Raw genomic sequence first — 22,597 nt, 5'->3', positions numbered from 1 at the left:
CCGCCTCAACGCCAGGCGCGGGTCTCCACGTCGCGGCCCAGCGCCCGGCGCACCCGGCCGGCGTCCCGCGCGGAGGCGTTGACGAGCACGGGCCGGTCGGCGACCCGGAACAGCGGCACGTCCGAGGCGCTGTCGCTGTAGACCACCGCGAACGGCGGTCGGTGCCCCCGCTCGACCAGCAGCTCCACCTTGGCCGGGCCCATCGCCCGACGGACCCGCGGCGGGCGCACCGTGCCGACCGACCCCACCACCTCGACCCCGGCCAGCCCGGCCGCGGTGAGGAACCCCTCGGCGAGGGCCTGCTCGCATCCGGTCGCGACGACGACGCGGTCCCCGGCCGCCCGGTGCGCGCGCACGCAGGCGACCGCCTCGACGACCAGCGCCTCCGGCCGGCCCGCCAGCGCGCGCCGGTAGGCCTCGGCGACCCCCGCCACCCCGGACCGCCGGCCCAGCGCCAGGCCCGCGAGCGCCCGCGCCGCGAGCGGGCGGGCGTGCGGCAGCGCGGTGCCGGCCAGGAGCAGCGGGGCGGCCAGCAGCAGCGGGACGGCGCGCGCGGGCGACTCCGCCAGCGCGCCGCGGACGAAGAGCGCGGCCGCGTCCCCGGACAGCAGCACCCGGTCCAGGTCCACCACGACGGTCCCGCCCATGCCCGCGGGAGTACCGGCGACCGGGGGCGCCGGAAACCTGCGCCGGTGTGTCACCCCTCGGGGTGGCCCGCCCGTCCGGGGAGGTCAGGACCGCGCAAGGGAGGCCGATGGGCACGTGTGAGCCTCACACTGCCCGGACGACTCGCCGCCCTGCTGCCCGAGGGTCGCGTGCTGCCCGACCAGGTGTGGCGCCGTCGGCACCGCATCGTGCTGTGGGTGGCCGCCGTCCAGGCGGTCGCCCTCGGCGTCCTGGCGCTCGCGCTGGGGGAGGGGCCGCTGGCTTCGGGGCTGGAGGCCGTCGCCGTCGCCTACCCGCTGACGTTCGCCCTGCTGCCCGGCGCCGGCCGTGCCCTGCGCGCCGCGGCGACCACGATGAGCCTGCTGGCGGCATCCGTCCTGCTCGTCTACCTGATGGACGGGCAGACCGAGGCGCACTTCCACTTCTTCGTCGTCATCGGGCTGGTGTCGCTCTACCAGGACTGGGTGCCGTTCGGCCTGGCGCTGCTCGTCGTCGTCGGCCACCACGGGGTGCTGGGCACGCTGGTGCCGCACACGGTGTTCGGGCACGCCGCCGCGGTCCACCACCCGTGGACGTGGGCCGGCATCCACGCCGGTTTCGTGCTCGCCGCGAGCCTGGCGCACCTGGCCGCGTGGCGGCTCAACGAGCAGCAGGGGCTGCGCGACCCGCTGACCGGGCTGGCCAACCGCACGCTGCTGATGGAGACCACCGACCGGCTGCTGGCCCGCAGCTCCGGAGAGGTCAGCATGCTGTTCCTCGACCTCGACGACTTCAAGGACGTCAACGACTCCCGCGGGCACTCCGCCGGCGACCAGCTGCTGACCGAGATCGCGCGCCGGCTGACCGCCTGCGTGCGGCCCGGTGACCAGGTGGCCCGCATCGGCGGCGACGAGTTCGCCGTCGTCGTGTCCGGCGGTGCCGACATCGCCACCGCCGTCGGGCAGCGCATGCTCGGCGCGCTGGCCGACCCCATGAGCATCGACGGCCGCCCGCTGACGCCGCACGTCAGCATCGGCGCCGCCGGGACGGCGACCGCGACCGAGCGCGACGCCTCGGTCCTGCTGCGCAACGCGGACCTGGCGATGTACATGGCCAAGGCGCTGGGCAAGAACCGGCTCGTCCACTACGCCGACGGGATGGCCCAGGCGGCCGAGGACAAGGTGCTTCTGCTGGAGGACCTCGCCGGCGCCGTCGACGCCGGCCAGCTGCGGGTGCACTACCAGCCCACCATCGTGCTCGCCGACGGCCGCACCGACGGCTACGAGGCGCTCGTCCGCTGGCTGCACCCCGAGCGCGGCCTGGTGCCGCCGGCGGAGTTCATCCCGCTGGCCGAGGAGGGCGGGCTCATCGTCGGCATCGGCCGGTGGGTGCTCGAGCAGGCCGCCGCGCAGGCCGTCGCGTGGTCGGCGGAGGCGCGGCGGCCCATCGGGATCGCGGTCAACCTCTCGCCCCGCCAGCTGGCCGACGACGACGTCGTGGAGACCGTGCGCCAGGTGCTCGACCGGACCGGCCTGCCGGCGGGTCAGCTCACGCTGGAGGTGACCGAGGGGGTCCTCGTGCGCGACGTCGACCTCGTCGTCGACCAGCTGCAGGCGCTGCGGCGGCTCGGCGTCCGGATCGCCATCGACGACTTCGGCACCGGCTACTCCAGCCTGTCCTACCTCCGCCGGCTCCCCGCGGACATCATCAAGATCGACCGCAGCTTCGTGCAGGACCTCGACAACGGCGGCCACTCCACGACGCTGGTCGCCTCGATCATCGAGCTGGCGCGCAGCCTGCGACTGGAGGTCGTCGCCGAGGGCGTCGAGACCGACCAGCAGCGCGCCGTCCTGGGAGAGCTGGCCTGCTCGCACGCGCAGGGCTTCCTGTTCGGCCGCCCGCAGCCCGCCGACGAGCACACCCACGGCCGGCAGCCCAGCCACGACGAGCTCGCCGCCCTGCTGACCCCCTGACCCGCCCGGCTCGGCTCCCGGTGCCCTGTTCCCGCGGCCCCGGGGGTGCCCTCCCTGTGGGCCCGTTCCCGCCGCGATGCGCTTCCCGGTCGTCACCCAGCGGGGGATGACGACCGCCAGGCGCATCCGGGTGGTCATCGGGCGGCGGGACGGTCGCTCCGGCTCCTCGCCGGCCGTTCCCACCGCGATGCGCACGACGGCGGTCATCGGTGTGGGGGTGACCGCCACGATGCGCATCCGGGCGCGCTGCACCCGCGGCGAGCGTCGTCCCCGCCCCGTCCGGAACCGGGTGGGGAGCCTCAGACCGGGGTGATCGACAGGCTGAGGTTGCGGCGGCCCTCGTCGGAGCGCGCGGTGGCGAGGCGCTCGGCCGACGGGGTGCCGTACTCCGTCGTCCGCTGGCGGGCCGGCCGGCCGATCGAGGCCGCGATCGCCTCGAGCTCGGCGATGGTCTTCAGCGAGCCGTTCTCGCTGCCGGCCATCCGGCTGATCGTCTCCTCCATCAGCGTGCCGCCCAGGTCGTTGACCCCGCCCTGCAGCACCGCCTTGGTGCCGGCCTCGGCGAGCTTCACCCACGACGTCTGGATGTTCGGGATCCGCCCGTGCAGCAGCAGCCGCGCCACCGCGTGGACCGCCCGGTTCTCCCGCACCGTCGGCCCCGGACGGGCGACGCCGGCGAGGTAGATCGGCGCGTTGTGGTGCACGAACGGCAGCAGCACGAACTCGGTGAAGCCGCCGGTCTCGTCCTGGATCGCGGCCAGCGTGCGCAGGTGCGCCACCCAGTGCGCGGGGGTGTCGACGTGGCCGTACATCATCGTCGACGTCGTCGGGATCCCGACGCGGTGCGCGGTCGTGATGATCTCCACCCACGTCGCGGCCGGCAGCTTGCCCTTGGTCAGCACCCAGCGGACGTCGTCGTCGAGGATCTCCGCCGCCGTCCCCGGGACCGAGTCGAGCCCGGCCTCGCGAGCCGCGGTCAGGAACTCCTCGAACGACAGTCCGGTCCGCGCCGAGCCGTTCACGATCTCCATCGGGCTGAACGCGTGCAGGTGGATGCCGGGCTGCCGCTTCTTCACCTCGCGGGCCAGGTCGAGGTACGCGGTGCCCGGCAGGTCGGGGTGGATGCCGCCCTGCATGCAGATCTCGGTCGCGCCGGCGGCCCACGCGCGGTCCACCCGGTCGCCCACCTCGGCGAGCGACAGCGTGTACGCGTCGGCGTCGGTGCGCCGCTGGGCGAACGCGCAGAACCGGCAGCCGGTGTAGCAGACGTTGGTGAAGTTGATGTTCCGGTTGACGACGTAGGTGACGTCGTCGCCGTTGACGTCCCGGCGGATCGAGTCCGCCAGCGCCGCGAGCGCCTCGAGGTCCGGCCCGTCGGCACCGAGCAGCGCCAGGTACTCGGCGTCGGACAGCCCGGCGGGGTCCCGCTCGGCGTGGGCGAGGGCCGCCCGCACCTCGGGGTCTCCCGCGGCCAGCGCGGTGGTGTGCCCGTCGCGGGCGCTCGTCGTGCGGTCCCGCAGCTCCGACCAGTCGCCGTAGACGGCGTCGAAGTCGCTGCGCCGGTCGCCGGTGCGCCCGGTCGTGTCGACCTCGACGTGCAGGTCGACCCGGCCGACTCCCGGCCCCGACATCACCCAGGCCTCGTCCGGCTCCTGCCACGGCAGCCCCGCCGGCACCCGCCCCTCGACGGCGAGCCCGTCCGGACCGGCCAGCGCGGCCACGTGCGGGCGCACCCGCGGGTCCAGCCACGGTTCGGGCTGCAGCACGTACGGCGGCTGGGCGGCCAGCCGCTCGCGCAGGGTCAGACCGGCGTCGGCGGTCAGCTCGGCCAGCTTGTCGGTGTTCGGCCAGGGCCGCTCGGGGTTGACGTGGTCGGGCGTCAGCGGCGAGACCCCGCCCCAGTCGTCCACGCCGGCGCGCAGCAACAGGCCGAGCTCGGTGGAGTCCGACAGGTTCGGCGGCGCCTGCACCCGCGCCTTCGGGCCGAGCAGCAGCCGGGTCACCGCCACGGCGGCCACGTACTCCTGCAGCTCCAGGTCGTCGGCGGCGGCCATCGCCGTCCGCGGCTTGGCGCGGAAGTTCTGCACGATCGTCTCCTGCACGTGCCCGTGCCGCTGGTGCGCGGCCCGGATCTGCAGGACGGCGTCCACCCGCTCGGCGGGCGTCTCGCCGATGCCGAGCAGCACGCCGGTGGTGAACGGGACGGCGGAGCGGCCGGTGTCCTCCAGCACCCGCAGCCGGACCGCGGGCTCCTTGTCCGGGCTGCCGAAGTGCGGGCCGCCGGGCTGCGACCACAGCCGCGTCGCCGTCGTCTCCAGCATCATCCCCATCGACGCCGCGACGGGCTTGAGCCGCTGGATCTCCTCCCACGACAGCACGCCGGGGTTGAGGTGCGGCAGCAGCCCGGTCTCCTCGAGCACCCGGACCGCCATCGCCCGCAGGTAGCCCAGCGTCGAGTCGAAGCCGTGCGCCTCCAGCCACTCGGCGGCGACGGGCCAGCGGGCCTCGGGCCGGTCGCCGAGGGTGAACAGCGCCTCCTTGCAGCCCAGCGCCGCACCCGCGCGGGCGACGTCGAGCACCTCGTCGGGGGAGAGGAACGGCGCCTTGCCCTCCTTCCGGAGGGCCCCCGGCGTCGTCACGAACGTGCAGTAGTGGCAGCGGTCGCGGCACAGGTGGGTGAGCGGGATGAACACCTTGCGGCTGTAGGTGACGACGCCGGGCCGCCCGGCCGAGGCCAGGCCCGCGTCGCGGACCCGCCCGGCGACGGTCAGCAGCCGGTCCAGCGGGTCGCCCTCGCCCAGGCCCCGCGCCGACAGCAGCGCCTCGGCCTCGGCGGCGTCGAGCGTGACCCCCCGCTCGGCGCGGGCGAGCGCGCGGCGGAGGGCGTGGGCGGCGGCGGGCTGCTCAGTCATGGCCCCTGCACGCTAACCCCGTCCGCCGACCGGAGCGGCCCCTCAGGACGCCGGCAGGTCCACGTACCGGCCGCCGAAGCGCAGCAGCGGCTCGCCCGACGACGGCGGCACCGGGACGCCGGCGACCTCCAGCAGCGCGAGCACGTGGTCGCCGGCCTCGACGACCCGCTCCAGCCGGCAGTCCAGCGCGACCAGCCCGCCGTCCAGCACGATCGCCTCGCTCACCGGCGCCCGCGACCAGGGCACCGACTCCAGCAGGTGCCGGGCGCTGGGCCGCCCGGCCGAGGAGAACCGGCTGGCCAGGATCGCCTGACCGGCCGCGAGCACGGTCAGCCCGCACCGGCCGACCTCCTCCAGCACCTCCCGCGGGTACCCGGCGGCGGTCAGCCCGACGGCGACCAGGGGCGGCTGCGCGGACACGCTCATCACCGAGGTGACGGTGGTCCCGACGTCGTCGATGTCGTCGCGCACGGTCATCAGGGCCACCCCGGCGGCGTAGGCCCGCAGCGCGGCGGCGAAGTCCGTGGCGTCGACCGGCATGGCCGCCAGTCGACCACACCGGCCAGGATGGAGGGTGTGAGCGCAGAGCGGACGTACGACGTCGTCGTGGTGGGGGCCGGCTCGACCGGCGAGAACGTGGCCGACATCGTCGTCCGCGGCGGGCTGTCCGCGGTGCTCGTGGAGGCCGAGCTCGTGGGCGGGGAGTGCTCCTACTGGGCGTGCATGCCCAGCAAGGCGCTGCTGCGCGGCACGGAGGCGATCTCCGCCGCGCGGGCCGTGTCCGGGGCGGCGGCCGCGGTCACCGGTGAGCAGGACGTGCGGGCCACCCTCGCCCGGCGCGACTCCTTCACCTCGCACTGGTCCGACGAGGGCCAGGCCCGGTGGGTGGCGAGCGCCGGCATCGACCTGGTCCGCGGCAGCGCCCGCCTCGACGGGGAGCGGGTCGTCGTCGTCACCGGCGCCGACGGCGACGAGGTCCGGCTGACCGCCCGGCACGCCGTCGCGCTGTGCACCGGCTCCGAGGCGGCCGTCCCCCCGGTGGAGGGGCTGCGCGACGTCGAGCCGTGGACCCCGCGCGAGGCCACCAGCGCCCGGGAGGTGCCCGGCCGGCTCGTCGTCATCGGCGGCGGCTACGTGGGCTGCGAGATGGCGACGGCGTGGAGCGCGCTGGGCTCGACGGTGACCGTGCTCGAGCGCGGCGAGCGGCTGCTGTCCGGTGCCGAGCCGGTCGCGGGCGAGGCGGTGGCCGCCGCGCTGCGGGACGCCGGCGTCGACGTCCGCCTGCGCACCGCCGTCCGCGCCGCGCGGGAGGACGGCGACGAGGTCGTCGTCACCGTCGCCGGCGGCGGCGACGGCCCCGAGGAGGAGGTGCGCGGCGACCGGGTGCTGGTCGCCGCCGGCCGGCGGGCCCGCACCTCCGACGTGGGGCTGGAGACCGTCGGCCTCGAGCCGGGCGGCTACCTCGACGTCGACGACACCCTGCAGGTGCGCGGCCTGCCGTGGCTCTACGGCGTCGGTGACGTCAACGGCCGGCGGCAGCTCACGCACATGGGCAAGTACCAGGCGCGGCAGGCCGGCGCGGCGATCGTCGCCCGCGCGAAGGGCGAGGACGTCGACGTCTCCGACTGGTCGCCGTTCGTGGCCACCGCCGACACCCGGGCGACGCCGTCGGTGGTGTTCACCGACCCGCAGGTGGCCAGCGTCGGCCTGACCAGCACCCAGGCCGCGGAGTCCGGCCGGCCGCACCGGGTCGTGGAGTACGCGATCGGCGACGTCGCCGGCGCCTCGGTGCACCGCGACGGCTACCAGGGGACGGCGATCGCGGTCGTCGACACCGAGCGCGAGGTGCTGCTGGGCGTCACCTTCGTCGGCCACGACGTCGCCGAGCTGCTGCACTCCGCGGTCGTCGCGGTCGCCGGCGAGGTGCCGATCGCCCGGCTGTGGCACGCGGTCCCCGCCTACCCGACCATCAGCGAGGTCTGGCTGCGGCTGCTCGAGACCTGGCGCGGCTGAGCCGGGGATCGGCGACATGGCACGCATCGGGCTGGTCCTGCACCCCACCCGCGACTGCACCGCCGCCGTCGGGCAGGTCGCCGACTGGGCGCGCGGCAGCGGCGCCGAGCTGGTCGCCGCCGAGACCGACGTCCGCCGCGCCGGCGTGGACGGCGTGACCGGCGTGCCGGTGGAGGAGCTGGCCGCCAGCTGCGAGGGCATCATCGCCATGGGCGGTGACGGCACCATCCTGGGCGCGATGCGGCTGGTCAGCGGCCGGCCGGTGCCGGTGCTCGGCGTCAACCTGGGGCACCTGGGGTTCCTCGCCGAGGTCGAGGGCCGCGAGCTGCGCGAGGCGCTGACCGCGATGGCCGAGGGCCGGGTCACCACGGAGGCGCGCGGCTGCCTGGTCGTCCGGCACCGGGACTGGGAGTGGCTGGCGTTCAACGACGCCGTCCTCGCCCGGGTGCCGGGGGAGGGGATGGTGTCGGCGACCCTGTCGGTCGGCGGCCAGCCCTACGGCCACCTGCGCTGCGACGCGGTGATCGTCGCGACGGCGATGGGCTCCACCGCCTACAACTACGCCGCAGGCGGCCCGGTGGTCAGCCCGGGCATCGAGGGCGTGCTGGTCACCCCCGCCGCTCCCATGTCGGGGATCTCCCGGACGGTGCTGCTGGCCCCCAGCGAGCCGCTGCGGCTGACGATCGAGGGTGGCGACCCGGCGATGGAGCTCGACGGTGTCCTGGGCGGGCGGCTGACCCCCGGCGACGTCGTCGAGGTGTCCTACCGCTCCCGCGCCGGGCAGCTGGTGCGGATCGAGGGCTCGCGGTCGGCGGCGCGCAGCCGGGTGAAGCTGTCGCTGATCGACCTGCCCTACCTGCCCGGCGAGCTGCTGGAGCTGCTGCCGCGCGAGCAGCGGGCCCGGCTGGGCGAGGAGCACGACCCCCGCCGGCCCTGAGCTCCGGCGCGGCCACAGCCTGCCGGCCGCGGCCGCGCCACGGCTCAGTCGCGGACGGGCGGCGTCTCGCCGGTGTCGTCGAGGACGGCGTACAGGTGCGGCACGTCGGGCAGGCCGTCGCGGGGGACCGGCACGGGGTCGGCCGGTCCGGCGGCGGGCTCGTCGTCGTCCCACTCGGCGCGCGGGTCGAACTGCGCCGTCGCCGGCCCGGGCGGTGCAGGGGTCGAGGTCGGGGTCGGGGTCGGGGTCGGGAAGGCGAGCACCTCGGCGACCGGCTCCTCGAGCGGCGTCGCGTCGGCGTCCGCGGCGACGATGACCTCCTCGGCGGTGAGCGGCTCGTCGGCGCGGACGGCGGCGGGCACGAGCTGCTCGACGACGGCGTCCTCGGTGCCCGGCGTGTGCCCGGGCAGCGGCGCGGGCCGGCCGAACGCGTAGCCCTGGGCCATCGCGCAGCCGTGCTGGCGCAGCCACTCGGCCTGGTCGAGGTCCTCGATGCCCTCGGCGATGACCTGCAGGCCCATGCCCAGGCCCAGCTGCACCAGGCCCTGCACGAGCGCGGCGGTGGAGGGCTCGGTCACCACGTCGGCGACGAACGACCGGTCGATCTTCACGGTGTGGATGGGCAGCCGGTGCAGCGCGGTGATCGCGGAGTAGCCGGTGCCGAAGTCGTCGAGGGCGAGGGTGACGCCGTGGTCGGTGACCTCGCTGACGGCCTGCAGCGTCGCGTCGGCGGCGAACAGGGCCGTCGACTCGGTGATCTCCAGCTCCAGCCGCTCCGGCGGCAGGCCGGACTCGGCCAGCGCCTCGATGACCAGATCGCTGAAGCCGGGCTCGGCGAGGTGGCGGGCGGAGATGTTGACGTGCACCCGCAGCCCGGCCGGCCAGCCGGCGGCGTCGGTGCAGGCCCGGCGGAGCACCCAGGCACCCAGCCGGGAGGTGAGCCGGTTGTCCTCGGCGGCGGCCAGGAAGGCGCCCGGCGGCAGCAGCCCGCGGGTGGGGTGCTGCCAGCGGATGAGCGCCTCGTAGCCCAGCAGCGTCTCGTCGGTGAGGGACACGATCGGCTGGTAGAACAGCCGCAGCTCGTCGGTCTCCAGCGCCTGCCGCAGGTCGGCCTCGAGCTGCAGCTGGTCGATCTCGTCGTCGGACAGCACGCCGTCGTAGACCTCGATGCGCGCCCGGCTGCCGTCGGACTTGGCCCGCGCCAGGGCGCCGTGCGCCTGGCGCAGCAGGTCGTCGGGGGCGACGTCGGAGCCCAGGGTGAGGCCGACGCTGGCCGACAGCACGATGTCCCGGTCGCCCACCCGGAACGGGTCGTCCAGGACCGACAGCAGCCGGTCGGCCAGCGCCCGCAGGCCGTCGAGGTCCTCGACGTCCTCGGCGAGGATGAGGAACTCGTCGCCGCCCAGGCGGACGGCGGTGTCCTCGACGCGGGTGCTCCAGCGCAACCGGTCGGCGACCTGGGTGAGCACCTGGTCGGCGGCCTCGTGGCCGAGGGCGTCGTTGACCGCCTGGAACCGGTCGAGGTCGAGGTGCACGAGGCCGACCTGCAGGCCGCGGCGCTTGGACAGCGCCAGCGCGTGGTTGAGCCGGTCACCCAGGGCCCGGCGGTTGGGCAGCCCGGTCAGCGGGTCGGTGAACGCGCGGCGCACGAGGTCCTCCTCGGCGCGGCGGCGGTCGGTGACGTCGACGAAGGAGAGGACGACGAAGTGCGGCCGCCCGTCGCTGTGGTGCACCACCTCGTGGGTCTGCTGCACGAACAGCTCGCTGCCGTCGGCGCGGCGCAGCCGCCGCTCGCCGTCCACCCGCAGCCACGGGTCCAGCCGCTCGGGGTCGCCGGCGGGCGCGTCGGGGACCGGCGCCTCGTCGGGGTGGGCGAGCAGGTCGACGTGCCGGCCGACCAGGTCCTCGTGGGTCCGCCCGGTGAGCGCGCACAGCGACTCGTTGACGACGAGGAAGTGGCCCTCGAGGTCGACCAGCGCCTTGGGCACCGGGGCGGTGAGGAACAGCGCGCGGAACAGCTGGCCGCGGTCGGCCAGGAGCGTGTCGATCGCACGCAGCCGGCCGGCGGCCTCGTTCCCGGGCCGGCCCGAACGGGGCCGGGGGACGTCGTGGGCGTGCAGGGTCACCGGGACAGGGTGCTGCACCGCCGGTGCGGAGTGACGGAACCCGCCCCCGGAATGTCGTGGTCGATCGATCACAGTGCGTGAGATCCCGGGACGGGGGTGCCCCGAGTGAGGGATGTGACCCGCGGGACCGGGAATCCCCGGCGCCGGCCGGCCGCTCATCCCGGTGTGAGCGCACACCCCCAGCGGATCGGGTTCCTCTCCTTCGGGCACTGGCAGCCGGTCCCCGGCTCGCAGGTCCGCACGGCCCGCGACGCCCTCGTCCAGACCGTCGAGCTCGCCGTCGCCGCCGAGGAGCTCGGCCTGGACGGCGCCTACGTGCGCGTGCACCACTTCGCCCGCCAGCTCGCCTCGCCGTTCCCCCTGCTGACCGCGATGGCGATGCGCACCTCGCGGATCGAGCTCGGCACCGGCGTCATCGACATGCGCTACGAGAACCCGCTGTACATGGCGGAGGAGGCGGCGGCCGCCGACCTGCTCGCCGGAGGGCGGCTGCAGCTCGGCGTGAGCCGGGGGTCACCGGAGACGGCGCTGCGCGGCTCGGAGGCGTTCGGCTACGTGCCGCCCGACGGCGGCACCGACGCGGACCTGGCCCGGGACAAGACCGCCCTGTTCCGCGCCGCGTTGGACGGGGCCGCGGTGGTCGACGCCGACCCGCGGATGACCGGCGGCCGGGCGGGCCGGCTGCCCGTGCAGCCGCAGTCGCCGGGGCTGGCCGACCGGATCTGGTGGGGGGCGGGCACGTTCGCCACCGCCGAGTGGGCCGCGCGGCAGGGGATGAACCTGCAGAGCTCGACCCTGCTGTCGGAGGACACGGGGATCCCGTTCGACCAGTTGCAGGCCGAGCAGATCGACCGCTACCGCAACGCCTGGGCCGCCGCCGGGTGGGAGCGCGAGCCACGGGTGTCGGTCAGCCGCAGCGTGCTGCCGGTCGTCAGCGACCTCGACCGGCAGTACTTCGGCGGGGACGGGGAGGACGGCGACCAGGTCGGGCTGCTCGAGGGCGTCCGGGCGCGGTTCGGCCGCAGCTACACCGGCGAGCCCGACGTCATCGCCGAGCAGCTGGCCAAGGACGCCGCCGTCCGCGAGGCCGACACCCTGCTGCTCACCGTCCCCAACATGCTGGGCGTCGAGTACAACGCCCACCTGCTGGAGACCGTCGCCCGGCACGTGGCCCCGGCCATCGGCTGGTCGCCGGCCGGCCGGGGCTGACCCGGCCGGCCGCCCGGCGGCCGGGGACGGACCGGGCGCTCACTCGAAGCTGACGGTCCCGGCGGCGTCGATCAGCGCGGTGACGTCCGCGGAGTCCGAGGAGTCCTCGACGTTGACGACGGTGCAGGGCACCTCGAGGCCGTCGGCGGCGATGAGCACGGTCCGCTCGCCGGCGTCGCAGGTGGCCTCGGCCTGTAGGCCCTGGTCGGTGAACGCGTCCTCCAGCAAGCCCTCCACGTCGGTGAGCTGGACGTAGACGGCGTCGCTGGTGAACTCGACGGCGCCCTCGTCGTCGCGCTGGGTGAGCGTGTACTCGAACGTCTGGCCCTGCAGGTCGACGGTGCAGGTGCTCGTCGTCCCCGCGGCCAGCTCGACCCCGGACGGGCAGTCGACGGAGGCCGGTGCCACGCCGGTCTGCTCCTGCACCTGGGCGCTGATCTGCCGCTCGGCGTCGGCGTCGTCCAGCGTCGAGGTGCCGAACAGGAAGAAGGCGCCCGCCCCGAGACCACCCAGGACCACGACCGCGCCGGCGACCGAGCCGACCACCAGGCCGGTGCGCTTCTTCGGCGGCGGCGGCGGGAAGCCGCCGAACTGCGGGGGCGCGAACTGCGGGGCGCCGTAGGGCTGGGGCGCGTACTGCGGGCCGTGGGGCTGCTGGATCTGGGTCACGGGTCCTCCTCGGTCGGGGCTTGCGGAGGAACCATGCGGCCGCGGGCTTCGGCGCGACTTGTGCCGCCCTTGCACCCGCCTGGTGCGGGGCGCGAGTCGCCGGCCCGCGGGCTCAGCAGCGGGTGCAGCGGTGCACGGCCCGGCGGGTGGCGGTCGCCGCCACGTGGGCGCTCTCCCGCGAGGTGAACGGCCCGTGCCAGCGGCCGTTCTCCGGCCGCGTGCCCTGCTTGCCCTCGCCGTGGTTGCAGTGCCCGCAGTGCGCGAGGTGGATGGTGGCCCGGTCGCTCCGGCGATCCTCGTACACCCAGTACCGCATGCGCCGGACCGTAGCGTCAGCCCGCCGTCCGCCCGCCGGTCACGGGTAGTCGTGGAAGCCGCGGCCGGTCTTGCGGCCGAGCTCCCCGGCGGCCACCTTGTCGCGCAGCAGCTGCGGCGGGGCGAAGCGCTCGCCGAGGGTGCGGTGCAGGTACTCCGCGATGGCCAGCCGGACGTCGAGGCCCACCAGGTCGGTGGAGCGCAGCGGCCCCATCGGGTGGCGGTAGCCCAGCTCCATCGCGCTGTCGATGGCCTCGGCGTCGGCGACCCCCTCCTCGAGCATGCGGATCGCCTCCAGGCCGAGCAGGACGCCCAGCCGGGAGGAGGCGAAGCCGGGGGAGTCCCGCACGACCACGTCGGTCTTGCCCAGGGCGCGCACCCAGCCGGAGGCGGTCGCGACGAGCCCCGGGTCGGTCTCGGCCGCGACCACCACCTCCACCAGCCGCGACGCCGGCACGGGGTTGAAGAAGTGCAGCCCGAGGAAGCGGCCCGGCCGCTGCAGCGCCGCGGCCAGCTCTGTCACCGACAGGGAGCTCGTGTTGGTGGCCAGGACGGCCTCGGGCCCGACGGCCGACTCGGCGGCGGCCAGCACCTCCGCCTTGAGGTCGGCCCGCTCGGGGACCGCCTCGACGACGAGCCCGGTCTCCCGGTCGAGGTCCGCGGCGCCGTCGACGAGGGCCAGCCGGTCCAGCACCGCGTCGACGTCGCCGTCCAGCTTCCCGCGGCGGGCGGCCTCCGCCAGCCCGTCGGCCACCCGCGCCCGCGCGGCCTCGGCGGCGTCGGCGCCCGCCTCGACGACCTCGACCGTGGCGCCGGCGGTGAGGAACGCCTGCGCGATGCCGGCGCCCATGCGGCCGCCGCCGACGACGGCGACCCGCGACGGGACGCCGCTCATGCCCGCACCCCGGGCCGGCCGTGCGAGCTGCGCGCGCCCCCGCCGAGGAGCTGCGTCGTTCGGTGGGGCATCCACCCTCCCGGGGTGCGTCGCTGGGCGGTGCGGCGCCGGGAGCTGCGAGCGGTCCGGTCGTCGCGGCGCGCCCGGCAGGGATCGAACCTGCGACCAAGTGCTTAGAAGGCACCTGCTCTATCCGCTGAGCTACGGGCGCTCGCGGCCGATCATCGCACCCCGCGGCGGTCGGGGCGGGCGGCCGGCCGAGGCGCGGCGGGGGCGCGAGACCTCCGTCCGGGCGGCTCCTCCACAGCCGGGCGCGCCGTCCACAGATCCCGCCGGGACCGGTGCCGCGGTCCGGCGGCGGCGCAGGGTCGCAGGCAGGCCGGCACGGCGCCGGTCGCGCCGGGTCCGGCGCACCAACCCGAGGAGATCCTGTGCCCGACACCGAAGTCACCGTCGTGGGGCGCGTCGCCAGCGTGCCCCGCCGTGCCCGGCTGGACAGCGGCAGCCACGTGACCAACTTCCGCATCGCGTCGACCGCCCGGCGCTTCGACCGCACCAGCCAGGAGTGGGTCGACGGCGAGACCTTCTGGTCCGACGTCGAGTGCTGGGACGAGCTCGGCGGCAACGTGATCCGCAGCCTCAGCAAGGGCGACGCGGTCGTGGTCGTCGGCCGGTTGTGGACGCGGGACTACGAGTCCGCCAACGGCCGGGGGAGCACCAGCCAGATCCGCGCCGAGGCGGTCGGCCCCGACCTGCGCCACGGCTGGGCGGAGTACCGGCGGGTGCCCCGGGCGCCCCGCCCGGAGGCGGCTCCGGTCGACGCGGACGCCGGCGACCCCGGCGAGTGCGGGGAGCCGGCCGGCGAGCCGTCGACCGGGGAGGCATACGTGACCGCCCCGGCGACGTTGTCCCGGGTGGACCCCGATCAGGAGGTCCGGGAACCGGCATACAGCTGAGGGCCCGGAACTGGGAGGATCGGGGCGAGAACGCAGGGGGCGGGGCCGGTCCGGCCGGCCCCGTTCCCTCTCGCGAATCCGACGGAAGGCTCTTCGGCCCAGTGGCTCAGTACATCTACACGATGGTCCGCGCGCGCAAGGCGCACGGCGACAAGGTGATCCTCGACGACGTCACCCTGTCGTTCCTGCCCGGCGCCAAGATCGGCGTCGTCGGCCCCAACGGCGCCGGCAAGTCGACGGTCCTCAAGATCATGGCGGGGCTCGACCAGCCGTCCAACGGCGACGTCATGCTCGCCCCGGAGGCGACGGTCGGCATCCTCATGCAGGAGCCGGCGCTCAACGAGGAGCTCGACGTGCGGGGCAACGTCGAGGAGGCGGTCAAGCCGCTGCGCGACGCCCTCACCCGCTTCGAGCAGGTCAGCGCGGCGATGGGGGAGCCCGACGCCGACTTCGACGCGCTGCTGGCCGAGCAGGGCGAGCTCATGGAGGTCATCGAGCAGAACGACGGCTGGGAGCTCGACGCCCGCATCGAGCAGGCCATGGACGCGCTGCGCTGCCCGCCCGGCGATGCCGACGTGCGGGTCCTGTCCGGGGGTGAGCGCCGCCGGGTCGCGCTGTGCAAGCTCCTGCTCGAGGCGCCGGACCTGCTGCTGCTCGACGAGCCCACCAACCACCTCGACGCCGAGAGCGTGGCCTGGCTGGAGCAGCACCTGGAGAAGTACGCCGGCACCGTCGTCGCGGTCACCCACGACCGGTACTTCCTCGACAACGTGGCCCAGTGGATCCTCGAGCTCGACCGCGGCCGGGCCTACCCCTACGAGGGCAACTACTCCACCTACCTGGAGACCAAGGCCGCCCGCCTCAAGGTCGAGGGCGCCAAGGACGCCAAGCGGCAGAAGCGACTGGCCGACGAGCTGGAGTGGGTGCGCTCGGGCGCGAAGGCCCGCCAGGCCAAGAGCAAGGCGCGCCTGGCCCGCTACGAGGAGATGGCCGCGGAGGCCGACAAGTTCCGCAAGCTGGACTTCGAGGAGATCCAGATCCCGCCGGGCCCGCGGCTGGGCAACGTGGTGGTCGAGAGCCGGGACCTGACCAAGGGCTTCGGGGACCGGGTGCTCATCGACGACCTGTCGTTCACCCTGCCGCGCAACGGCATCGTCGGCGTCGTCGGCCCCAACGGCGCCGGCAAGACCACGCTGTTCAAGATGCTCGTCGGCGAGGAGAAGCCCGACGACGGCGAGATCAAGGTCGGCGAGACGGTCAAGGTCTCCTACGTCGAGCAGAACCGCAGCGGCATCGACCCGAAGAAGACGCTGTGGGACGTCGTCTCCGACGGGCTGGACCACATCAAGGTCGGCAACGTCGAGATGCCGTCGCGGGCCTACGTCGCCGCGTTCGGGTTCAAGGGCCCGGACCAGCAGAAGCCGGCCGGCGTCCTGTCCGGCGGTGAGCGCAACCGGCTGAACCTGGCCCTGACGCTCAAGCAGGGCGGCAACCTGCTGCTGCTCGACGAGCCGACCAACGACCTCGACGTCGAGACGCTGACCAGCCTGGAGAGCGCGCTGCTGGAGTTCCCCGGCTGCGCCGTGGTGGTCAGCCACGACCGGTGGTTCCTCGACCGCGTGGCCACCCACATCCTCGCCTACGAGGGCGAGAGCAAGTGGTTCTGGTACGAGGGCAACTTCGCCGACTACGAGAAGAACAAGGTCGAGCGGCTCGGCCCCGAGGCGGCCCGCCCGCACCGGGCGACCTACCGCAAGCTCACCCGCGACTGAAGAAGGACCACCCTGCCCCCCACCGCTCGCGAGCTCGCGGCGGGCCCCTGCAGGGTGGCCGGCGGGTCTGCCGGGGCGTGCGCGCCCCGGCAGACCCGTAGGGCAGGGTGAGCGGCGTGAGGCACACCGTGCAGGTCCCCATGCGCTGGTCGGACATGGACGCCTACGGGCACGTCAACAACGTCGTCTTCCTGCAGTACTTCGAGATGGCGCGCGTCGACCTGTTCTTCGAGCGCGCGTCGCTGGAGGAGCACACCGGGATGCGCCAGGGGACGGTCGTCGCGTCCCACGAGATCCGCTACCGGCGCCCCGTCGTCTACAGCGCCCGCCCGCTGGACGTGCAGCTGTGGGTGTCCGACGTCCGCGCGGCCGCGTTCACCTGCCACTACGAGATCTACGACGGCGACACGCTCGCCGTCACCGGCAGCACCCTGCTGGTGCCCTACGACTTCACCATCGCCCGGCCGCGCCGCATCACGGCCGAGGAGAAGGAGTACCTGGCCCGCTGGGCCGACGAGCCGGCCGGCTGAGCCGCCCGGGGTCCGGGCGGCACGTACCCTCCCAGCCGTGCTCCCGACGGACGTCGCCGCGGCCGCCGACCCCGTCGCCGCCGTCCTCGACGCCTGCGACCGCGGCGGCCTGCTGGCCCTGCGCACCTCCGGCACGACCGACCGCCCCCGCGTCGTCGTCCGCACCGCGGCCTCCTGGGCCGACTCCTTCCCGGCGGTCTCGGCGCTGGCCGGCATCGACGCGGCGTCACGGGTCTGCGTCCCCGGCCCCCTGTCGGCCACGATGAACCTCTTCGCCGCCGTGCACGCGCGCAGCGTCGGAGCCGCGCTGGTCGCCGCGCCGGAGGAGGCCACGCACCTGCACCTCACCCCGGCCGCGCTCACCGCCGCGCTGCAGGCCGGCACCGACCTGCGCGGGCGGACCGTCGTCGTCGCCGGCGACCGGCTGACCGCCGCCCTCGCCGCGCGCGCCCGCGCCGCCGGCGCGACCACCGCCCACTATTACGGCGCCGCCGAGCTCTCCTTCGTCGCGTGGGGCACCGACGAGGACGACCTGCGGCCCTTCCCCGGCGTCGACGTCGACGTCCGCGAGGGCCGCATCTGGGCCCGCTCGGCGTTCCTGTCCCGCGGCTACCTGCACGGGGAGGGGCCCTTCGCCGTCGTCGCGGACGGCGCCGCCACCGTCGGGGACCGCGGCCGGCTCGACGGCGGCGTCCTCACCGTGACCGGCCGGGGCGGCGACGCCGTCGTCACCGGCGGGGCGACCGTCCTCGCCGGCGACGTCGAGGCGGTGCTGCGCCGGGCCGGGGCCGGCGACGTGGTCGTCGTCGGCGTGCCGCACCCGCGGCTGGGCGCCCTGGTCGCCGCCGTGCTCACCGACCCCACCGTCCTGCCGCAGGCCCTGGCGGCGGCGCGCGCCGAGCTGTCCGCGGCCCAGCGGCCCCGCCGCTGGTTCACCGCGGACCGGCTGCCGCTCACGGCCGCGGGCAAGGTCGACCGCGGCGCCCTCGCCGAGTCCGCGGCCGCCGGTCGCCTGGTCCCGGCGCGGTGACGCGGCGGTGACGGCGGACGGCGCGCCGGTCGTGGTGGCCGCCCGGCGGACCCCGATCGGGACCGCCGGCCACGCCCTCGCCGGCTGCACGGCGGCCGACCTCGCGGCCGCCGTGCTCGCCGACCTGACCGCCGGCGCCGCCCCGGGCACGGTGCCCGGCGGCGTCCCGGTGCGGGAGGTCGTCCTCGGCAACTGCACGGGCCCCGGCGGCGACGTCGCCCGGGTCGCCGCCCTGCAGGCCGGGCTGCCCGTGACCGTGCCCGGGCTGACCGTGGACCGGCAGTGCGGCAGCGGCCTCGCCGCGATCGTCCTGGCCGCCGCCCAGCTGCGCGCGGAGACCGGCGCGGTGCTCGCCGGCGGCGTCGAGTCCGCGTCGACCGCGCCCTGGCGGATGTGGCCGCCGCGCGGCGACGAGCCCCCGGTGCGCTACACCCGGGCGCCGTTCGCCCCGGCGGCGCTCGGCGACCCGGACATGGGCCCGGCCGCGGAGCTGGTCGCCCGGGAGCACGGCATCACGCGCGAGGCCCAGGACGCCTACGCCGCGCGCTCGCACGCCCGGGCCGTCGCCACCCAGCGGGCCGGCGGCTTCGCCGCCGAGCTGGTGCCGGTGGGCGGCCTGGACCGCGACGAGCGGCCGCGGGACGGGCTCGGCGAGCAGCGGCTGGCAAGGTTGCGCCCGGCGTTCGTGCCCGGCGGCACGGTCACGGTCGGCAACTCCTGCGGCGTCAACGACGGCGCCGCCGTCGTCACCCTCGTCGACGCGGCCACGCACCGCCGGCTCGCCGTCCCCGGGCTGCGGGTGCTGGCCACCGCCACCGCCGGGGTGGACCCCCAGCGGCCCGGTCTGGGCATCGTCCCGGCCGCCCGGCAGGCGCTGGACCGCGCCGGGCTGGCGCTGGACGACGTCGACGTCGTCGAGTTCAACGAGGCCTTCGCCGGCCAGGTGCTGGCCTGCTGCGCCGAGCTCGACCTGGACCCGGAGCGGGTCTGCCGGGAGGGCGGCGCGCTGGCGCTGGGTCACCCGTGGGGCGCGTCGGGGGCGGTGCTGGTGGTGCGGCTGTTCGCCCAGCTGCTGCGCGGGGGAACCGGCCGCACCGGGCTGGCGGCGATCGCCGTCGGCGGCGGGCAGGGCGTCGCGGTGGTCGTCGAGGCCTGCTGAGCCTCAGACCCGCCGGGGCTCCGGCCGCCCCGCCCCGGTCGGGGCGCCACGCTCGGCGGCCTCCTCCTCGGACACCGGGCGGACGACGGCGCCCGGCGCGATCGGCGCGCCGGCGAACACCGCCGCGTTGACCCCGCCGCGGCGGGCCATGGCCTTGACCAGCTTCCCGCCGGTCAGCCGCTCCAGGTGCGTGCACGGCGGGCAGCGCTTCATGCCGAACAGCAGGGCGTCGCCGACGGCGAACCAGCGGCCGACCAGCTCCGGCAGCGCGAGCCCGCGGGTGACCAGGTTCCGGCGGGTGTCGCCGGGGGTGAGCGCCACACCGGTCTCGGCGGCCACCGCGGCGACGTCGTCGGCGTCGATCAGCGTGAGCTGCTTCTCCAGGTCGGGGTAGCGGGCCCACGTGCCGCCGCCGAGGGCGTACCGGTCGCCCTCCAGGCCGGCGCCGGCGACCAGCCGCCCGGCCGGCAGGAGGCGCATCGGCTCCGCCGCGGCCGGGGTGGACCAGATCTCCAGCAGGGTGCCGCTCACGGGGTCGATGCTGCCGTGCGGCGGCGGGACGGCGACACCGGGTCGTCGGCGCCCCGGGCGTCGAGCGCCTCGCCGAGCGTCGTCGCCAGCCGCAGCACCTGGATCATCAGCGGCAGCACCACGCTCCAGCTCGCGCCCGTCGCCCCCCGCGCCGCCTGAGCCTCCCGGACACCCCGGGCGCGCTCGGCGATCAGCGGGACGAACCGCAGCGTCATCGCCACCACCAGCCCGACCCGGGCCGGCCGCACCCCGACCACCGCCAGCGGACGGGCCAGCCACGTCACGACGGCGACCAGCTCGGTCACCCGCGTCGTCGCGGTGACCACGGCGGCGGCCAGCACCAGCGTCAGCAGGCGCAGCACCACGAGCGTCCCGGTACGCCAGTCGGTGACCAGCAGGTGGAAGGCCAGCAGCACCGCCAACCACGGCCAGACCGGCCGCACCTGCGCGAGCAGGGCCCGCCACGGCAACCGGGCGAGCGCCAGCCCGAGCAGCAGCACCGCGCCCAGCACGCCGGCCACCACCGCGAGCCGGTCGGCCAGGAACAGCGCCACGGCGAGCGCCGCGAGCGCCGCCAGCTTGAGGCCGGCCGGCGCGCGGTGCACCGGGCTGGCCACCGGCACGTACAGCGACAGGGTCACGACATGCGGTCCACGTACCAGCGGAGGGTCTCGGCCGGCGCCCCGTCGGCGGCGACGCGGCCGTCGGCGAAGACCAGCACCCGGTCGAAGCCGGCCAGCAGGTCCAGGTGGTGGGTGACCACGACGACGTCCTGCTCCAGCTCCTCGACCACCCGCGCGACCCGGCGGGTGTTGGCCAGGTCCAGCAGCGTCGTCGGCTCGTCGAAGACCACCCGCCGCGGCTCCATCACCAGCACCCCGGCGATCGCCAGCAGCTGCTTCTGCCCGCCGCTGAGCAGGTGTGCCGGGTGGTCGCGGTGGCCGGCCAGGCCGTACCGGGCCAGCACCTCGGCGACCCGCCGGTCCCGCTCCGCGGGCTCGACGCCGAGGTTGGTCAACCCGAAGCCGGCGTCCTCGGCCACGGTGGGGTGCACGATCTGGGCGTCGGGGTCCTGGAAGACGAACCCGACCCGCCGGCGCACCTCCCGCAGCTGCGTGCGGGTGTCCAGGCCGTCGACCCGGACCGTTCCCGCGGTGGGCACGACGAGGCCGTTGAGCAGCCGGGCGAAGGTGCTCTTGCCCGAGCCGTTCGCGCCGACGACGCCGACCCGGTGCTCGGCGAGGGTGAGCGTGACGTCGCGCAGGACGGCGCGCTCGCCGTAGTCGTGGGAGACGGCGTCGAGCTCGATCGCCGTCCGGGGGAGGTCCGCGGCCGCGCCGACCCGCGCGGCGGCGCGCCGTCCCCAGCGCACGGTCAGCCCGCCGCGGGCCGCCGGCGGGGCAGCTCGATGACCGGGTAGGCCTTGTGCACGGCGACGGCGACGACCGAGGCGATGCCGGCCTTGACCAGGTCGCCGGGGACGAACGACAGCGCGCCCGTGGCCGCCGCACCCAGCGAGACGTCCCCGTAGAGGGCGGTGAAGGGGATGCCCAGCGCGTAGATGACCGCCACGCCGCCGACGAGGTTGGCGACCATCGCCCAGGCCAGGTTGAACCGCCGCCAGGTGAGCTGGGTGAGCAGGCCGATCACGAACGCGGCGATCGGCCAGCTGTACAGGTAGCCGGCCGACGGGCCGACGAACACGCCCAGGCCGCCGCGGCCGCCGGCCAGCAGCGGCACCCCGGCGGCGACGACGACCAGGAAGGTCAGCAGCGCCAGCCCGCCGCGGCGCGCGCCCAGCACCGAGCCGGCGAGCATGACGCCCAGCGTCTGCGCGGTGATCGGCACGGGCAGCCCCGGGACGGGCACGGCCGGCAGCAGCCCGAGGACCGCGGTGAGGGCGGCGAAGAGGGCGATGTAGGCCAGGTCCCGGCTCTTCACGTGCGGCTCCTCGGTGCTCCGGTCGGGGGCGGCCGGCACCCCGCCGGGCCACCGGGCAAGGTACCCGAGCGCCTCCCTCGGCCCCGCGGCGGCGCCGGTCGAGGGGGTCGCCGACGGTCACGGCGCCGTCACCTGGGGAGATGCGATCCCGGTTTGCCGGGGTCGTGGGGCGTCGTGTTGTCTGGTCACCGGAGCCTCTCGGCGAAGGCGGGAAACAGGCATGGCAACCGGGTGGTGGGCGTCGCTGTGGGGGCGGGGACGCCCGGCAGCGCACGACATGACACCGGAGCGGCGGGTGGGGGAGCAGGCGCAGGCCGAGGTGCGGCAGGCACCCGGCGCCCCGCTCCCCGTGCCCCGGGAGCCGGCCCCGCCCGCCGTCGCCGAGCCGGCCTCCCCGCCGGCCCCCCAGACGGCCCGGCACGCGGCCCCGGCCGACGTGTCGCCCGCCGCGCCCGCCGCACCCCCACAGACGTCCGGCTCGTCCGGCCGACCCGGGTCGCCCCCCGACCCGGAACGCAGCGCCCCGCTGCGTCCGTCCCTGGAAACGACAGGAGCACCACCCGTGGCACAGCTCGACAACGTCATCGCCGAACTGCTCTCGATCGAGGGCGCCAGCGGCGCCGCCATCGTCGACATCGACAGCGGCATGGCCCTCGCGGCCGGCGGCACCCCCGGCTTCGACCTGAACGTCGCGGCCGCCGGCAACTCCAACGTGGTGCGCGCCAAGCTGCGCACCATCTCCGACCTCGAGCTCAAGGACGAGGTCGAGGACATCCTCATCACGCTGGCCGGGCAGTACCACCTGATCAACGTGCTCAAGGGCCAGGGCAACGCCGGCCTGTTCATCTACCTCGTGCTCAACCGGGTCACCGCCAACCTGGCCCTGGCCCGCCACAAGCTGCGCGCCATCGCGGGCTCCGTGGCCGTCTGAGGTCCTCGCGGCGCCGCCCGGCCGGGGGGCGGGCGGCGCCGCGCGACCCGGCA

At 75.9% G+C, this 22,597-nt stretch carries 21 protein-coding genes and 1 tRNA gene; 10 read left to right on the top strand and 12 right to left on the bottom strand.

Annotated features, from left to right (window positions below):
• Positions 1–5 precede the first annotated feature (5 nt).
• Positions 6–647, bottom strand: coding sequence for a haloacid dehalogenase-like hydrolase (locus tag ACI781_RS06100; protein WP_456565183.1), 642 nt, complete (start codon positions 645–647; stop codon positions 6–8).
• Positions 648–764: 117 nt separating this feature from the next.
• Between ACI781_RS06100 and ACI781_RS06095 the strand changes: the two genes are divergently transcribed.
• Positions 765–2,618 carry a putative bifunctional diguanylate cyclase/phosphodiesterase gene (locus tag ACI781_RS06095; protein WP_456565182.1) on the top strand — a complete coding sequence of 618 codons (1,854 nt, stop codon included), beginning with the start codon at positions 765–767 and terminating at the stop codon, positions 2,616–2,618.
• 299 nt (positions 2,619–2,917) lie between these two features.
• Here the strand turns inward: ACI781_RS06095 and ACI781_RS06090 are convergent, their stop codons facing one another.
• Positions 2,918–5,530 (bottom strand): bifunctional FO biosynthesis protein CofGH, encoded by a 2,613-nt coding sequence (locus tag ACI781_RS06090; protein WP_456565181.1) that lies wholly within the window; start codon positions 5,528–5,530, stop codon positions 2,918–2,920.
• A gap of 42 nt (positions 5,531–5,572) precedes the next feature.
• Entirely contained in the window at positions 5,573–6,070 is a 498-nt protein-coding gene (locus tag ACI781_RS06085; RefSeq protein ID WP_456565180.1) for a flavin reductase family protein, read from the bottom strand.
• Positions 6,071–6,106: 36 nt separating this feature from the next.
• On the opposite strand from ACI781_RS06085, the gene ACI781_RS06080 reads away from it, so the two are divergent.
• Both ACI781_RS06080 and ACI781_RS06075 read left to right on the top strand, forming a co-directional pair.
• Positions 6,107–7,543 (top strand): dihydrolipoyl dehydrogenase family protein, encoded by a 1,437-nt coding sequence (locus ACI781_RS06080; RefSeq protein WP_456565179.1) that lies wholly within the window; start codon positions 6,107–6,109, stop codon positions 7,541–7,543.
• Positions 7,544–7,559: 16 nt separating this feature from the next.
• Positions 7,560–8,480, top strand: coding sequence for an NAD(+)/NADH kinase (locus ACI781_RS06075; protein ID WP_456565178.1), 921 nt, complete (start codon positions 7,560–7,562; stop codon positions 8,478–8,480).
• A gap of 44 nt (positions 8,481–8,524) precedes the next feature.
• Here ACI781_RS06075 and ACI781_RS06070 read toward each other — a convergent pair whose 3' ends face one another.
• Positions 8,525–10,606, bottom strand: coding sequence for a putative bifunctional diguanylate cyclase/phosphodiesterase (locus ACI781_RS06070; RefSeq protein ID WP_456565177.1), 2,082 nt, complete (start codon positions 10,604–10,606; stop codon positions 8,525–8,527).
• 165 nt (positions 10,607–10,771) lie between these two features.
• Between ACI781_RS06070 and ACI781_RS06065 the strand changes: the two genes are divergently transcribed.
• The gene (locus tag ACI781_RS06065) at positions 10,772–11,815 is read left to right on the top strand and encodes an LLM class flavin-dependent oxidoreductase (RefSeq protein ID WP_456565176.1); all 1,044 of its coding nucleotides are present in this window, start codon (positions 10,772–10,774) and stop codon (positions 11,813–11,815) included.
• Between the two features lie 39 nt (positions 11,816–11,854).
• Here the strand turns inward: ACI781_RS06065 and ACI781_RS06060 are convergent, their stop codons facing one another.
• The 4 genes from ACI781_RS06060 to ACI781_RS06045 all read right to left on the bottom strand — a co-directional run bounded on the left by ACI781_RS06060 (position 11,855) and on the right by ACI781_RS06045 (position 13,905).
• Positions 11,855–12,484, bottom strand: a complete 630-nt coding sequence (locus ACI781_RS06060; protein ID WP_456565175.1) for a DUF4333 domain-containing protein — start codon at positions 12,482–12,484, stop codon at positions 11,855–11,857.
• 112 nt (positions 12,485–12,596) lie between these two features.
• On the bottom strand, positions 12,597–12,800 hold the full coding sequence (locus tag ACI781_RS06055) for a hypothetical protein (protein WP_456565174.1): 204 nt from the start codon (positions 12,798–12,800) through the stop codon (positions 12,597–12,599).
• Positions 12,801–12,839: 39 nt separating this feature from the next.
• Complete coding sequence (locus ACI781_RS06050) at positions 12,840–13,694, bottom strand: 3-hydroxyacyl-CoA dehydrogenase family protein (protein ID WP_456565173.1); 855 nt, start codon at positions 13,692–13,694, stop codon at positions 12,840–12,842.
• Between the two features lie 138 nt (positions 13,695–13,832).
• Positions 13,833–13,905 (bottom strand) — tRNA-Arg (locus ACI781_RS06045).
• A gap of 220 nt (positions 13,906–14,125) precedes the next feature.
• Between ACI781_RS06045 and ACI781_RS06040 the strand changes: the two genes are divergently transcribed.
• From ACI781_RS06040 to ACI781_RS06020, 5 genes are all read left to right on the top strand, one after another.
• Entirely contained in the window at positions 14,126–14,650 is a 525-nt protein-coding gene (locus ACI781_RS06040; RefSeq protein ID WP_456565172.1) for a single-stranded DNA-binding protein, read from the top strand.
• A 101-nt stretch (positions 14,651–14,751) separates the two neighbouring features.
• A complete protein-coding gene (ettA, locus tag ACI781_RS06035) occupies positions 14,752–16,422 on the top strand; it encodes an energy-dependent translational throttle protein EttA (RefSeq protein WP_456565171.1) in 1,671 nt (556 codons plus the stop codon).
• Between the two features lie 116 nt (positions 16,423–16,538).
• Entirely contained in the window at positions 16,539–16,952 is a 414-nt protein-coding gene (locus ACI781_RS06030) for an acyl-CoA thioesterase (RefSeq protein WP_456565170.1), read from the top strand.
• A gap of 37 nt (positions 16,953–16,989) precedes the next feature.
• A complete protein-coding gene (locus tag ACI781_RS06025) occupies positions 16,990–17,982 on the top strand; it encodes an AMP-binding protein (protein WP_456565169.1) in 993 nt (330 codons plus the stop codon).
• A gap of 7 nt (positions 17,983–17,989) precedes the next feature.
• Positions 17,990–19,141, top strand: coding sequence for a thiolase family protein (locus ACI781_RS06020; RefSeq protein ID WP_456565168.1), 1,152 nt, complete (start codon positions 17,990–17,992; stop codon positions 19,139–19,141).
• Between the two features lie 3 nt (positions 19,142–19,144).
• Here ACI781_RS06020 and ACI781_RS06015 read toward each other — a convergent pair whose 3' ends face one another.
• From ACI781_RS06015 to ACI781_RS06000, 4 genes are read right to left on the bottom strand one after another with little or no spacing between them, the layout of a single operon-like run.
• A complete protein-coding gene (locus tag ACI781_RS06015; RefSeq protein WP_456565167.1) occupies positions 19,145–19,672 on the bottom strand; it encodes an MOSC domain-containing protein in 528 nt (175 codons plus the stop codon).
• Complete coding sequence (locus ACI781_RS06010) at positions 19,669–20,313, bottom strand: CbiQ family ECF transporter T component (RefSeq protein ID WP_456565166.1); 645 nt, start codon at positions 20,311–20,313, stop codon at positions 19,669–19,671. Before ACI781_RS06010 ends, ACI781_RS06015 begins: the two co-directional genes overlap by 4 nt.
• Complete coding sequence (locus ACI781_RS06005; RefSeq protein WP_456565165.1) at positions 20,310–21,044, bottom strand: energy-coupling factor ABC transporter ATP-binding protein; 735 nt, start codon at positions 21,042–21,044, stop codon at positions 20,310–20,312. The genes ACI781_RS06010 and ACI781_RS06005 overlap by 4 nt, the downstream gene beginning before the upstream one ends.
• 2 nt (positions 21,045–21,046) lie before the next feature.
• Positions 21,047–21,613, bottom strand: coding sequence for a biotin transporter BioY (locus ACI781_RS06000; RefSeq protein ID WP_456565164.1), 567 nt, complete (start codon positions 21,611–21,613; stop codon positions 21,047–21,049).
• A gap of 562 nt (positions 21,614–22,175) precedes the next feature.
• Here ACI781_RS06000 and ACI781_RS05995 point away from each other — a divergent pair.
• Complete coding sequence (locus tag ACI781_RS05995; RefSeq protein ID WP_456565163.1) at positions 22,176–22,544, top strand: hypothetical protein; 369 nt, start codon at positions 22,176–22,178, stop codon at positions 22,542–22,544.
• The last annotated feature ends 53 nt before the right edge of the window (positions 22,545–22,597 follow it).

The organism is Blastococcus sp. SYSU D00695, assembly GCF_054050555.1.
Note: the sequence above shows the minus strand (reverse complement) of the source record. Positions and strands in the feature narration are given on the sequence as shown.

Bases quoted from the DNA above. Each gene is read 5' to 3' on its own strand.
- ACI781_RS06050 (WP_456565173.1), bottom strand. From the start codon at position 13,694: ATGAGCGGCGTCCCGTCGCGGGTCGCCGTCGTCGGCGGCGGCCGCATG.
- ACI781_RS06100 (WP_456565183.1), bottom strand. From the start codon at position 647: ATGGGCGGGACCGTCGTGGTGGACCTGGACCGGGTGCTGCTGTCCGGG.
- ACI781_RS06055 (WP_456565174.1), bottom strand. From the start codon at position 12,800: ATGCGGTACTGGGTGTACGAGGATCGCCGGAGCGACCGGGCCACCATC.
- ACI781_RS06085 (WP_456565180.1), bottom strand. From the start codon at position 6,070: ATGCCGGTCGACGCCACGGACTTCGCCGCCGCGCTGCGGGCCTACGCC.
- ACI781_RS06075 (WP_456565178.1), top strand. From the start codon at position 7,560: ATGGCACGCATCGGGCTGGTCCTGCACCCCACCCGCGACTGCACCGCC.
- ACI781_RS06090 (WP_456565181.1), bottom strand. From the start codon at position 5,530: ATGACTGAGCAGCCCGCCGCCGCCCACGCCCTCCGCCGCGCGCTCGCC.